General features: G+C 43.9%; 11 protein-coding genes and 1 pseudogene. 9 read left to right on the forward strand and 3 right to left on the reverse strand.

Annotated features, from left to right (window positions below; all coding sequences use genetic code 11):
- Nucleotides 1-295 precede the first annotated feature (295 nt).
- The 7 genes from DW720_RS08720 (at nt 296) to DW720_RS08750 (ending at nt 7,866) form a co-directional block, all read left to right on the forward strand.
- Entirely contained in the window at nt 296-1,225 is a 930-nt protein-coding gene (locus DW720_RS08720; RefSeq protein ID WP_118749546.1) for a fumarylacetoacetate hydrolase family protein, read from the forward strand.
- Between the two features lie 233 nt (nt 1,226-1,458).
- A complete protein-coding gene (locus DW720_RS08725; RefSeq protein WP_107001269.1) occupies nt 1,459-2,253 on the forward strand; it encodes an SDR family oxidoreductase in 795 nt (264 codons plus the stop codon).
- A gap of 273 nt (nt 2,254-2,526) precedes the next feature.
- Entirely contained in the window at nt 2,527-3,774 is a 1,248-nt protein-coding gene (locus tag DW720_RS08730) for a dicarboxylate/amino acid:cation symporter (protein WP_107001268.1), read from the forward strand.
- Between the two features lie 129 nt (nt 3,775-3,903).
- On the forward strand, nt 3,904-5,082 hold the full coding sequence (locus DW720_RS08735) for a pyridoxal phosphate-dependent aminotransferase (protein ID WP_118749547.1): 1,179 nt from the start codon (nt 3,904-3,906) through the stop codon (nt 5,080-5,082).
- 278 nt (nt 5,083-5,360) lie between these two features.
- Nucleotides 5,361-6,104, forward strand: coding sequence for a gamma-glutamyl-gamma-aminobutyrate hydrolase family protein (locus DW720_RS08740; RefSeq protein WP_182436538.1), 744 nt, complete (start codon nt 5,361-5,363; stop codon nt 6,102-6,104).
- A gap of 35 nt (nt 6,105-6,139) precedes the next feature.
- Nucleotides 6,140-7,477, forward strand: coding sequence for an amino acid carrier protein (locus DW720_RS08745; protein WP_118471822.1), 1,338 nt, complete (start codon nt 6,140-6,142; stop codon nt 7,475-7,477).
- Nucleotides 7,478-7,578: 101 nt separating this feature from the next.
- Nucleotides 7,579-7,866, forward strand: coding sequence for an antibiotic biosynthesis monooxygenase family protein (locus tag DW720_RS08750; RefSeq protein WP_182427973.1), 288 nt, complete (start codon nt 7,579-7,581; stop codon nt 7,864-7,866).
- A 193-nt stretch (nt 7,867-8,059) separates the two neighbouring features.
- On the opposite strand, the pseudogene DW720_RS08755 reads toward DW720_RS08750, so the two are convergent.
- Nucleotides 8,060-8,761 (reverse strand): annotated as a pseudogene (locus DW720_RS08755) (transposase); the annotation flags it as partial.
- A gap of 252 nt (nt 8,762-9,013) precedes the next feature.
- Here DW720_RS08755 and DW720_RS08760 point away from each other — a divergent pair.
- A complete protein-coding gene (locus DW720_RS08760; RefSeq protein WP_118652971.1) occupies nt 9,014-9,559 on the forward strand; it encodes an NAD(P)H-dependent oxidoreductase in 546 nt (181 codons plus the stop codon).
- 136 nt (nt 9,560-9,695) lie between these two features.
- Here the strand turns inward: DW720_RS08760 and DW720_RS08765 are convergent, their stop codons facing one another.
- A complete protein-coding gene (locus tag DW720_RS08765) occupies nt 9,696-10,028 on the reverse strand; it encodes a helix-turn-helix domain-containing protein (protein ID WP_118471826.1) in 333 nt (110 codons plus the stop codon).
- A 230-nt stretch (nt 10,029-10,258) separates the two neighbouring features.
- Between DW720_RS08765 and DW720_RS08770 the strand changes: the two genes are divergently transcribed.
- Nucleotides 10,259-10,642, forward strand: a complete 384-nt coding sequence (locus DW720_RS08770; RefSeq protein WP_118471828.1) for a nuclear transport factor 2 family protein — start codon at nt 10,259-10,261, stop codon at nt 10,640-10,642.
- Nucleotides 10,643-11,081: 439 nt separating this feature from the next.
- On the opposite strand, the gene DW720_RS08780 is transcribed toward DW720_RS08770, so the two are convergent.
- The gene (locus tag DW720_RS08780) at nt 11,082-12,020 is read right to left on the reverse strand and encodes a LysR family transcriptional regulator (RefSeq protein WP_118749549.1); all 939 of its coding nucleotides are present in this window, start codon (nt 12,018-12,020) and stop codon (nt 11,082-11,084) included.
- Between the last annotated feature and the right edge of the window lie 539 nt (nt 12,021-12,559).

Consider the following 12,559-nt stretch of genomic DNA (forward strand, 5'->3'; position numbering starts at 1 on the left):
GGCAGAAAGTAGGGCTGCCGCCCAGCAAAAATATTTGCTAATGCGACAGCCCCGTATTTTCGCTTATTAGGGAAGGTCAAGTATCATTTTAGACACGTCATGGTCCATAACCATTTACCTATACGTCCATATTCGAAAGAGAGTTGGAACATTTTTGGTGGGAATGGTAAAGTAATGTCAGAAAGAAACAGAGAGCTTCAAGAGGTTGGGTTTCAGACGCTGAAACAAAATGAAAAGAAACAGACAAATAGAACTTCTGAAGAAGCAATCTCTGACAGATAAAGGAGGAAACCATATGAGATTTGCAACTATCAAAGTGAACGGAACAGAAAAAGCCGGTATCGTCTTAAAGAATGGAGTGCTTCCGATTGAGGCACTGAATGCAGCAAAGGGAACCGCATGGGCCGAGGATGTCATGAGTCTCATCCAGAAGCAGCAGATTCCGGGACTGACAAAATGGTATAACGCAGGCGGCAAGGAAGAGCTGGAAAGTATTCCGGGACTGGTTCCGAGCGAGAAAGTTGTATACGGACCGCTCTACCGCAACCCGAAACGTATCTTTGGTATCGGCCTTAACTATGCAGACCATGCCGGAGACATCGGTTCTGCAGCTCCGAAGGGATTTCCGGGAAGCTTCTTCAAGCAGGCAGACACCCTGATTGGTCCGGGCGATGAAATCCTGCTTCCGAAGTTGAAAGAAGCACAGAAAACCACCGCAGAGGCAGAGCTTGGAATCATCATGGGCAAGGATTGCAGAGATATATCCGAAGAAAACTGGCAGGATGCCATCGTCGGTTATACCACCATCCTTGATATGACTGAGGAATCCATCTTAAAGGGAAATGATTATGTAAGCGGCAACCCGAGATATTTAACCATCGTAAAGAACTTCCCGACCTTCTTCTCCTTCGGCCCGGAGCTGGTAACCCCGGATGAGGTACCGGATGTCAATGAGCTTCTGGTTCAGAGCGTTCACAACGGTGAAGTTCATGCAGAAAATGTAGTGGCAAACATGACCCACAGACCGCCACGTCTGGTATCTCTGCACAGCAGCATCCAGGGCTGGTACGCAGGAGACATCCTTTCCACCGGAACCCCGAGAGCGTTCCACATCCAGGATGGCGATGTAGCAGAGTGCCGCATCACTGGACCAGACGGATTCGAGATGACGCCGCTTGTAAACCCGGTTGTTGATTTAAAGAAACATCCGGAGAAAGAAGCGTAAAAAATGAGATTTCATCCGTGATGGATGGAGATAAAAATAGGCTGCATGGTGATTTCCCCCAAATAGAATCGCCTTGTAATATGTACCGGGGATGGCGTGAAAGCGCCATCCCAATTCCAAGAAACTGACACATATCAGATACATTTGGGAAATAAGATACTTCAAAAAAACGAAAAATTCAAAAAGAACATTCAAATCATTTTATATATTCATTTTAAGCAGGAGGTAGCAACATGGATTTAGGATTAAAAGACAAGGTAGTTCTCTGTATGGCATCAGCAGCCGGACTTGGCAAGGGAATTGCAACCGAGATGGCAAGAGAAGGTGCAAAGGTTATGATTTGTACCGCAGAACCGTTTAAAGATCAGCTTCTGGAAGCACAGGCTGAGATTGAGAAAGAAACCGGAAACCGTCCGGAGACCTTCCTCTGCGATGTCAACAAGGCGGAGGACATCGAGGCACTTGTAAAACACACCGTTGAGACACTGGGCGATATCTACGCACTTGTAAATATGTGCCCGGGACCGAAGCCGGGACCGTTCGTAAGCTTTGATGATGCGGCATGGGAGGGCGCTTTTGAGATGTGCCTGCTCTCCTACGTAAGAACCATCCGTGCGGTACTCCCGTCCATGAAACGTCTCGGCGGCGGCCGTATCGTAAACTCAACTTCTTCTTCCGTTAAGGATTGCCTGGATAACCTGATTCTTTCCAATACCATGAGAATGGGCGTTGTCGGCATGAGCAAGACCCTGGCAAGTGAGGTCGGCAAAGACAATATCTTAGTCAATGTCATTGGACCAGGTCGTATCGGTACCGCAAGAATCGAAAATCTGAACAAGATGCGTGCAGACAAGGCTGGCATCAGCGTAGCAGATTACGAGAAGGAAGACCTGAAGAAGTTCCCGATGGGACGCTACGGCACCATCGATGAATACGGACGTCTGGCTACATGGCTGTGCTCCGAGGCAAATACATACGTATCTGGTCAGACCATCCTGTTAGACGGTGCGATGACAAGAGCATACTAATTGCAAAACATGGCAAAGATGCATTTCCGGAATGCAGGACATCCGGAAGAGTTCACGGAAGGCATGTTTTGCAGGTGAATTGGGAAATTTACCCGGAACTGCAGATACCTCTCTCCCGGAGGACATTTGGGGAAATGAAATCTGGGAGAGAATATAGCATAGAGGAGGTTGTTTAAAGCAGGCACTTTTGAAATAGAAAGTGCTGTGAAACAACATGGTGGTCACATATGTGTGAACAGTAAGTGAGGGTATTGCATAAGAAGGGGAATATTCATGAAAGAAAAAAAGAAATTGAGCTTGGCGACAAAGACGTTCATCGGTTTTGGCCTTGGTATTGTCATCGGACTCGTATTTGGAGAAAAAGCAACCATTGTAAAACCTCTGGGAACCATCTTTTTAAATATGATTAAAATGATTGTCGTTCCGATGGTATTCTTTTCCATCACAGCGGGAGTCGCGAGCTTAGGAGACTTGAAAAAGCTCCGGAACATTGGCGTGAAGGTGGTTGGACTGTATGCGCTGACATCTGCACTCTGTGTAGGATTAGGGCTTATCATGGCAAACATCATCAATCCAGGAAAAGGATTTGATTTAACCGCGTTATCACAATCGACTGATTATGAGGCGCAGGCGATGCCGAGTATCATTGATACGTTAATTGATATGTTCCCATCCAACATTTTCACTTCTTTTACCAACACAAATATGCTGCAGATTATCGTATTTTCGGTATTCTTAGGCGTAGCACTTATCATGATGGGAAAAGAGGGGGAACGCCTTTTAGCAGGTGTACAGAGCTGTGCCAATGCAATGTATAAAATCACAGCCATTGTTATGGAGTTTTCTCCGATTGGTGTATGTGCACTGTTAGCAGATTCAGTTGGTGCATATGGTCTGAAAATCTTTGGACCGCTCGGAAAGCTGATTCTCACGGTTTATGCTTCCGATGTAATCCTTGTTTTACTGATGTATATTCCGATGGTAGCGCTTCTGGCAAAGTTCCCGGTAAAGAAATGGCTGCAGGGTATCTGGAAAGTATGGGTTGTAACGGCCAGCACCACCAGCAGCAGCGGTTCTCTTCCGATCACAACCTCTGTTACGAATGATGAGTTTGGCGTATCTTCCGAGTTATCATCGTTCTCCCTGCCGCTTGGCGCAACCATCAACATGAATGGTGGATGTATCTACTATGCAGCGGCTATCGTAATGACGGCACAGATTTATGGAATGAACCTGACACCGTCCGCATTGGTAAACATTATTATTTCTACTGTATTAGTAGCTATGGGCTGTCCGGGTGTTCCGGGAGGCGCGATCATCATGACCACGATTCTTCTGACGAACATGGGACTTCCGCTGGAGATTGTAGGTCTGATTGCCGGTATCTTCCGACTGATTGATATGGCAAATACAACCTTTAACGTAACCGGTGATGTGGTAACCACCATGGTGGTAGCACGTAGCGAGGGCATGATGCATACGCTGGGAACTGGTGCGGAAACCGAGACAAAGGCAGCGTAAGGGCTGGAGAACAGAAAAACGGAATTCCGGCCGGCTACCAGGAAAAATAAAATATTCTTGGAAAAGTGTCAGCAGATGCGGACCAATGAGAATCTGAGAGTATATGCAGAATGAAAAGGAGATTTTATTATGGATAAATTATTCGCAAAAAGAATGGATGAACTGGTTCCGTCTGGAATCCGTAAAGTAAACGAAAAGGCGCTGGCAATGGAGCGCGCAGGAGAGACGGTCATTCACTTTGAGTTAGGACGTCCGGATTTCGATACACCGGAATACATCAAGAATGCCTGCATCGAGGATATCAAAAAAGGCGATGTATTCTATACTTCCAACTTTGGTACCATGGAGCTGCGGGAGGCGATTGCCTGGAAATTAAAGACGCAGAACAATGTAGAGTACAAACCGACTGAGATCATCGTCAGTGTAGGTCTTTCCGAGGCAGTTTTTGATGTCATGGCAGCAATTCTCGACGAGGGCGATGAGGTTCTGGTTCCGAATCCGGGCTGGTTAAACTACTTAAATGTTCCGAAGCTTCTGGGCGCGGTTCCGATTACCTATACATTGAAAGAGGAGAATGATTACCAGATTGATCTGGATGAGATTCGTGCAAAGGTTACCCCACGGACCAAGGCACTCGTTCTTATCACTCCGAGCAATCCGACCGGCGGTGTGCTGGCAGAGGATGTGCTGAAAGAACTGGCAGAGATTGCTGTGAAGAACGATATCATGATTATATCAGATGAGGTATATGAGAGACTGTTATACGATGATGCAAAACACATCAGCATCGCTTCTCTTCCGGGCATGAAGGAGAGAACCATCACATTAAACGGTTTCTCCAAAGCATACTCCATGACCGGCTGGCGTCTTGGCTACGCAGCCTGCAGTGAAGAGATTGTCAAGACTGTCAATAAATTGCATCAGCATGTAGTTACCTGTGCGACTTCCTTCGTACAGAAAGCAGGTGTCGTAGCGCTGAAAGAAGAGAAGAACGAAGTAGCAGATATGGTCAAAGAGTATCAGAGACGCCGCGACTACGCAGTCAAAGCTATCAACGAGATCGACGGACTGAGCTGCCGCTGCCCGAAGGGTGCGTTCTACATCTTCATCAACATTGAAAAACTCGGCATGAGTGGACAGGAATTTGCCCCGCTGCTTCTTGAAAATGCCAAGGTAGCAATGGTACCGGGCGATGTATTCGGAAGCGAAGGCGACCACTATATCCGTATGTCCTTTGCAAACAGCTATGAGAATGTTGTTGAGGGATGCAAGAGACTGAAGGAATTTGTGGAGAAGATTCGTAAGTAATTTCAGAATTATAGAGAAATAGACTTCATACAACCTAATACACATATAAAAAACTTGAGCAGGTTGTCATATCCAGAAGGTGTGGCAACCTGTCCGAGTATTATTTTGCTTTACAGTTTGTCCTTTACAGATGTTTGTAAAGGACTGGAGACATGATCTTTCAACTTGAACAGTTCTTAAGAGGAAGAGAACTGCAAATGTTGTATAGGAGCAAGCTTATAGAAAGATCGCTTTGCAAAAAAATTATTATAATGACAAAACAGGAGGGGAACAAACAAATGAAAAAAGTCATGTATGTAGAACGAGAAAGAGACGAACACGGGATGTATGATGGCATTTCAGATGCGATGAAAAATCTGGATACAGAACTGGTTATTTCATTGGATCCGAAGGTGGTTGAAGAGTGCGATGGCATCTTGTTTCCAGGCGGTATTCCGGATGTGGACCCGGCTCTCTATGGGGAAGAGAACCAGGGCAGCAAAAATCTGGACCGGGAACTGGATGAGCTTCAGCTTGCAGTTGTGGACGCGGCCGTTAAGGCTAAAAAACCAATTTTAGCGATTTGCCGAGGAATGCAGCTTGTCAACATATATTTTGGAGGAACCATTATCCAGGATCTGGAAAAAGGCAGTATGCATACATATGAGTCAGATGAAATTAAGCTGCATAATACGATTAATATCCGGAGAACACCGTTTGAGCTGATGTATGGGGCGAGCGGAATTGTAAACTCTGCACATCATCAGGCGGTTAAGAAGCCGGGAAAGGGATTTAAGATTGGCCAGGTATGGTTTTCCAGAATCCTTTCAAAAGAAGAAAAAGAAGAATGGATGAGAAAAATTGAAAATGAAGAAAAAGTTGAAGTGGAGTGTAAACGAAGCTGCATTATAGAGGGAATGGTCCATAAGGAACTTCCGATTATCGCGGTTCAGTGGCATCCGGAACTGATGCATGCGGATCCGGTTAGTGGAACGTTGGATCAGGATCGGATGTTTGTATATTTTGCATCTATGTACGAGTAATAAGAAAGCAGAGCTTATTAAGAAGGGAGATACGTATGGCAATCTATAATGCAATTATGGCGTTTACTGGGTGGATGTGGACACTTCCGATGCTGATTGTTCTGATTGGCGGAGGTCTGGTTATCACGGTCGCCTGCGATTTTGTACAGATCAAGCATTTTGGACATATGCTTAAGACAACCTTTGGAGATGCAGCACATCATAAGGATGAATCAGGTATTTCCAGCTGGTCGGCTATGGTGGCTACACTGGCCAACACGATCGGAACAGGAAACATCATTGGTGTCGGCAGCGCAATTGCACTGGGTGGACCGGGAGCTGTCTTTTGGATGTGGGTGATTGGATTTATCGCGATGGCTTTAAAATATGCGGAGGCTCTGCTGGGCGTTTACACACGGCAGAAAGATGAAAATGGACAGTGGCGTGGCGGAGCCAATATTTATCTGGCGAAGATATGGAAACCGCTTGGATGGATTTGGGCGGTATCCTGTTGCTTTGGTATGGGAATTGGCTGCGGCGTACATACAGGAGCCATTACATCATCCGTTGCTACGTTTGGCGTCCAACCAATGATTACAACCATTATCTGCTGCGTGATTATTATTGCAGTTCTCCTGGGCGGATTAGGTGCCCTGGTAAAGGTAACCGATAAACTGGTCCCGACGATGGCATTTATTTACATGGCAGCGGGAGCAATCCTGATTATTTTAAATATTCAAAATTTTGTTCCAGCATTTGTATCTATCTTTACGAACGCATTTACCGGAACGGCAGCAACCGGCGGATTTGCAGGAGCGGCGCTCTCAGCTACGATTAAAAATGGATGCGCAAGAGGTGTTTATTCGAATGATGGCGGAAACGGAAGTGCAAGTATCCTTCATGCCCAGGCGAATACCAATGAACCGGTAAAACAGGGAATGTTCGGTATTTTTGAAGTATTTATGTGTACGATGGTTATCTGTACATTCAGTGCGATGGTTATTTTGGTAACTGGAACATGGACAACAGGTGCTCCGGGTTCTGTCCTTGCAATCAATGCATTTGGCACGATTGGCTTAATCGGAAGACTGGTAGCTTCCATCAGCTTGATTTTGTTTGCAGCATCCTCGGCGTTATCCATGTCAACTTCTTCCGGAATTCTGGCAGAGAACCTGCTCGGTAAAGCAGCCAGAAAAATAATGCAGGTGCTGGTAGTTGTATTTTGCTTCTTAGGCGGAACGGTTGGTGTAGATGCAGCTCTGCCGTGGGTAGATGTCGGAAATATGATTATAATTTTAGTTCATGTCATTGGCATTATGTTCTGGGTTCCGAAAATGCGGGAACTGACACTTGATTACTTTAAACGTCTGAAAAATGGGGAAGTAGAGGCGTAAGAGGATGATTTTGTGGATGGTTGCAGTGTAATCGGCACTATTGAAATACAAAAACGTGTAAACTTGAAAGTATTAGTATTAAATAAATGGTAGATGGAAAGATGACAAACTTTGTTGCAGTACTGACGATTAAAAGCGGGAAAAGAAGTGAATACGCAGCGGAACTCAGACGCTTGCAGCTGATTGAAAACTTCCGCAAGCAAAAGGGTAATATTTATTATCAGATTGGTGAATCGATCACGGACTCTGATAAAATGGTAGTATCCGATGCCTGGGAAAAGGAGGCTGATTTTAAAGCGCATTGCAGCTCTGAACTGGTTCAGAATGAGTGGAATGAGCTTTATAAAAAATATGTAGAAGCAGAAGTATCAGATGTCTATGAAAAATAAAGGCCGGTAAATGGTAAAGCTGAAGGGATGTGTTGCAGTAACGATTTAAAAATCGCTACTGCAACCCTTTTATTTTAAGGAAAAACGTTTAGATTTAGCTCTTTTCCCTACCCGTTGTTGATTTTGAGCATACTTACCCAGACCTTTCTCGAAGAAGGCCTGGGATTTCTTTCCTTTTTTGAATTATCAAAATTTATGCGGTTTCTTTCAGCTTAAACAGATGCTGTCCTGTCTTTTCGGTCTGTATTTTATTATGAAGTTTATTGATATTGTGTGCGATTGCAAGAATGACGCTTTGTGCAGTGACGTTTTCTTTTCCGCGGTACATATATCGTCTGAATTCCATATCCTGTTTTACAGAAGCGAAGGATCCCTCTGCTTGTATACTTCGATTTACTCGGAGCTGAATTCCGTATGGGCTGGTTATACGTTCAAGTTCTTCTGCTCGTTGCTGCTTCATGGTTTTTGAAACATACAGTGTTTTACTACGCTGTTCCATTGATGTTTTGCAATTATTGCCTTTAATGCAATCCGTTTTATAAGGACAACCACTGCAGTCGGAACATTTATAGACAGTTGTAGTTCTTCTATAGCCGGTTGCCGTTTTTCCCTTCTTTTCATACGGGACTGTCAATTTTTGATTGTTCTTACATATATAAAAATCATTCTCCTTATCGTAGTCCATGTTCTCCATTTTTCCGATATCTGTTTTGAATCTACGCTTTTTTGAGATTTCATAGTTGTTTGGCTTGATGAATGCCGTCTGCCCATTGGTCTCAATAAATAGATAATTCTCCTCACTTTCATAACCAGCATCAGCAACTATCTCTGTGTACTTGAATCCCAGGTTCTGTTCCATATCTTTCAAAAATGGGATCAGGGTTTTGGTATCTGTTGGATTTGGGTTTACTGTGAGCTAGGTGATATATTCCGAATCAACTCCATGCAGTATAATTTTTCTGTAATTTAATGTGTTTGGTCATACATTAATTTTACACCAAGAGCCCGACTTTTCGAAGCCGGGCTCTTAAATTTTTACAAAAAAGTGCTGCCGCACTAATTTTCACTTAGTGCGACAGCCCCTTTTGGCTGCTCCGGAAATAGGGGGCAGAGTATTGATATATATTCAAGCATGGAGGAAGAGTTTGTGAATAAGAAAATTGTAATTTTAAATGGAAGCCCGAGGGAAAAGGGAAATACAGCTGCATTAGTAAATGCATTTTCAAAAGGCGCCGAGGAGGCCGGAAATACCGTCCGGATTTTCCGGCTTGGAAAGATGGAGATCCATGGCTGTAAAGGATGTTTTGGAGGAAAAAATGAGGAAGAATATCCCTGCGTCCAAAAAGATGATATGCAGCAGATTTATCAGCCGGTGAAAGAGGCAGATGTCGTTGTTATGGCATCACCGCTATATTATTGGAATATGAGTGGGCAGCTCCGGACGGCAGTGGATCGTTTGTTTGCACTTGAAGAAGGAAATAAAAATTACCTTCGCGGCAATAAGTCATCTGCACTTCTGATGGCAGCGGAAGGAAATGGGTTTGAGGATGCGGTGGTATATTACGATCACCTGATGGAACATTTAAGATGGAAAAATCTGGGCCATGTCCTGGCGGGCGGCAATATGATGCCGGGAGACGTTGACGGGAAAAAAGAAGTGGAACAGGCATATGAATTAGGAAAAAGCATTTAATTTATGTCTATTGCTGCCCATTTTCGGAAAATAAATGGTTCAAAGGCATATTTGAATGGAAGAGCGGAGTGAAGAGCACAAACGCCGGCCATCACTTTTTAGAAGAAAAGCCAGGATGGCGTTTGTGGGTATGAAATTATAGCCGATGCTTGTCACCCCAGTCACACATTCCGTCTAAAATGGGAATCAGGGACTTTCCGCGCTCGGTTAAGCTGTATTCTACTTTTGGAGGAATTTGTGGGTATTCTTCGCGATGAATTAATTGATCCATTTCAAGTTCTTTTAGGGTAGAACTAAGTGTTTTGTAAGAAATTCCACCGATATACTTTTTCATTTCATTGAAACGGACGACACCAAATTCCATCAGGGTATAGAGGATGGTCATTTTGTATTTTCCGTTGATTAATGACAGTGTGTAGCTAAATCCAGTGGTTTCCAATTGTTCTTTTGATATGCAGCGGGCCCCCATTTTACACTCTCCTTTTAGTTAGTATTGCACTTTTATGTGCGTACTTGTCCTTTTGATTATTATTGATATAATTATAATATAGTTATTAAATAAAGTCAATTTGAACCGAAAAGAATGTGCGGATGGATGTCCTCTTACATGAACAGCTTGGACACCGCGAAAGAAAATAAACATATAAGGCAAATTGCTTTACATAAAATTAAAATGTATTCATTAAGGAGGAAACGATTATGAGAGCAGAATTAAAAGAGTACCAGGCGGTAGAAGAAGCAGCAATGAAATTTGTTAAGAGTGTCGCAGAGGGAAACAGTAAATATGCGAAAGAGCTGTTTACCGATGAAGCGGTTCTGTTTGGCTATCTGGATGGAAAACTGGAGCATGGTTCGATTGAGCAGTTTTATCATAATGTAGATACCGTTCCTGGTGGAGACAATTTTAAAGCCCGCGTTGATGTACTTCTGGTAGAGGAATCACTTGCGGTTGTACGTGTTTTGGAAGAAGGCTGGGGCAATCGGATTGATTTCACAGATGTATTGCTTCTGTTAAAGATGAATGGTGAATGGAAGTGCGTAGCGAAAGCATACAATCAGAATTCCAACACGATTCAGCGGTAATTAAAAATAGTTGTTTGGATTTGGCGCAGCGGTTCTTGTAACTGCTGCGCATATTTTGGATGATAGGAAACTTTTTAATCATACCGAAATAGAAAGTGAGGAAAAGATGAAAAAGCTTTGTAGTAAACCCATATCTATTTCTAATGCCAACCTATATGATGATTCAGTGGATATTATGATGATGGCATGGAAGAGCAGTGCAGGATTGATGAAAAAGTGATGAGCAGGCTGCCACATTGAGGGAGATGTGGCAGCCTGTTTGGAACATGGCAAAAGAGTATATTGACCTACTATATGAATTCGAAAATATGGTCAAAGGACTGGAGCTGGATCAAGAGGAAGTTTAAGCAGAAGAAGCAAATGCGAAAAGCACATGAAAGACATTTGGGAACAATAGAAGACTTTCATGTGCTTTTTGTGCTTAATAGAGCCTATGGCTTTATTCTTTTATTTTGTTTGCTTCCAGATTCCGGTAATACTCCTTCACCATATCGATAAAATCCTTCGCGTGTGGTGAAATAATGCTGTTCTTCTTATATAAAAGCAGCAGCGGCACGCTGAACGGTGGATTGTCTACGGTGAAGAATGCAAGCTGCTCCACGTGGGCAGTGTGGCGGATTCCGCCTTCCGGGAGGAAGGTGATGCCGAACCCTCTTGCCGCCAGGTTGACCGAAGTCGTACTGCTGGTGGTGTATAGGGCATCTTTTGGTTCCATATTCATCTTGGCAAAGAGGTTTTTCATGGCGTGTCCCATGACCTGATCCTCCTGCAGCAGGATGAAGCGTTCCCGGCGCAGCTTTTTCATGTCGATTGGAAGCGGATGGTCCGGAGTGCCTGCTTCCAGACCGCGGATAGCCGGATGGTCCTTGCTGGCTACCAGAAGGAGGCGCTCATTGAAGATGGTGTCATAGACGAAATCATCCAGATTGAGCGGCATATTCATCAGGGCAAAATCGATCTGATCCTCCTGTAACAGCTTGGAAAGCTGGGCAGTGTGGTGTTCACGTAAGGTGATGCGGACATCCGGGTGGCTTTCAGAGTAGCTTGGCAGGATATCCGGCAGCAGGACGGATCCGCGCCACAGCGTCATGCCGACATTCAGAGTACGGCTGCGTCCTGTTTTCAGCTCGCCGAGCTGTTCCTCAAACTGACCGGTCAGGACTCCGACACTTTCCAGATAACGCATATAGATTTTTCCTGCCTCAGTTAGTTTGAGCGGCATATGGCTGCGATCGAAGAGCTTGACGCCTAATTCCTTTTCGGTTCGTGCGATACACTGGCTTAAATATGGCTGTGACAGATATAATTTTTCAGCCGCTTTGGAAATGCTTCCCTCACGGACGGTGGTAATAAAATACTCCGGGTTTTTAATATACATTTTTCTGCCTCCATTTGGCTTAATTAGCCTTTGCTTTATAGGACTATTTTTAAATGCTTATATTATTGTAAAAAAACAATATTTATATTCTCGTTCCGGGGATGGCATTTCAAGTTGATGCGTGTTATATTATAACCATCAGGAAAAAACAAGAGTTTTCACTTAGAAGTATCCTAATAATATATAATAATATTACAATAGCGATATGTCAAGTGAAGAACCGACCTGATTCTATACCAATCCCTTTTATGTATAAGTATTGACAGGTATCCGTTACCAGTTTATTTCTTTTTATTTATGTAAACCCTATTGCATCAACCCTCCATGTGCGGTCAGAAGCCAATGACAGCACTACAGCAGTTATCCGAAGATTCCCTCTTGGAGGATAACATGCGTTTCCACGGAATTGCTGCCGATTGGGTAACGGATTTCAAGGCAGAAGTGGAGCAAAGATTTAATAAAAAACCGTTTAGTCAGGAGTTGACCCCTCCTAGCTGGACGGTTTTTTATTGTCTGGATAAGTAGGGTGGAATAGCTTG

Source organism: Clostridium sp. AM27-28 (assembly GCF_003480955.1).
Lineage (GTDB): Bacteria > Bacillota > Clostridia > Lachnospirales > Lachnospiraceae > Otoolea > Otoolea fessa.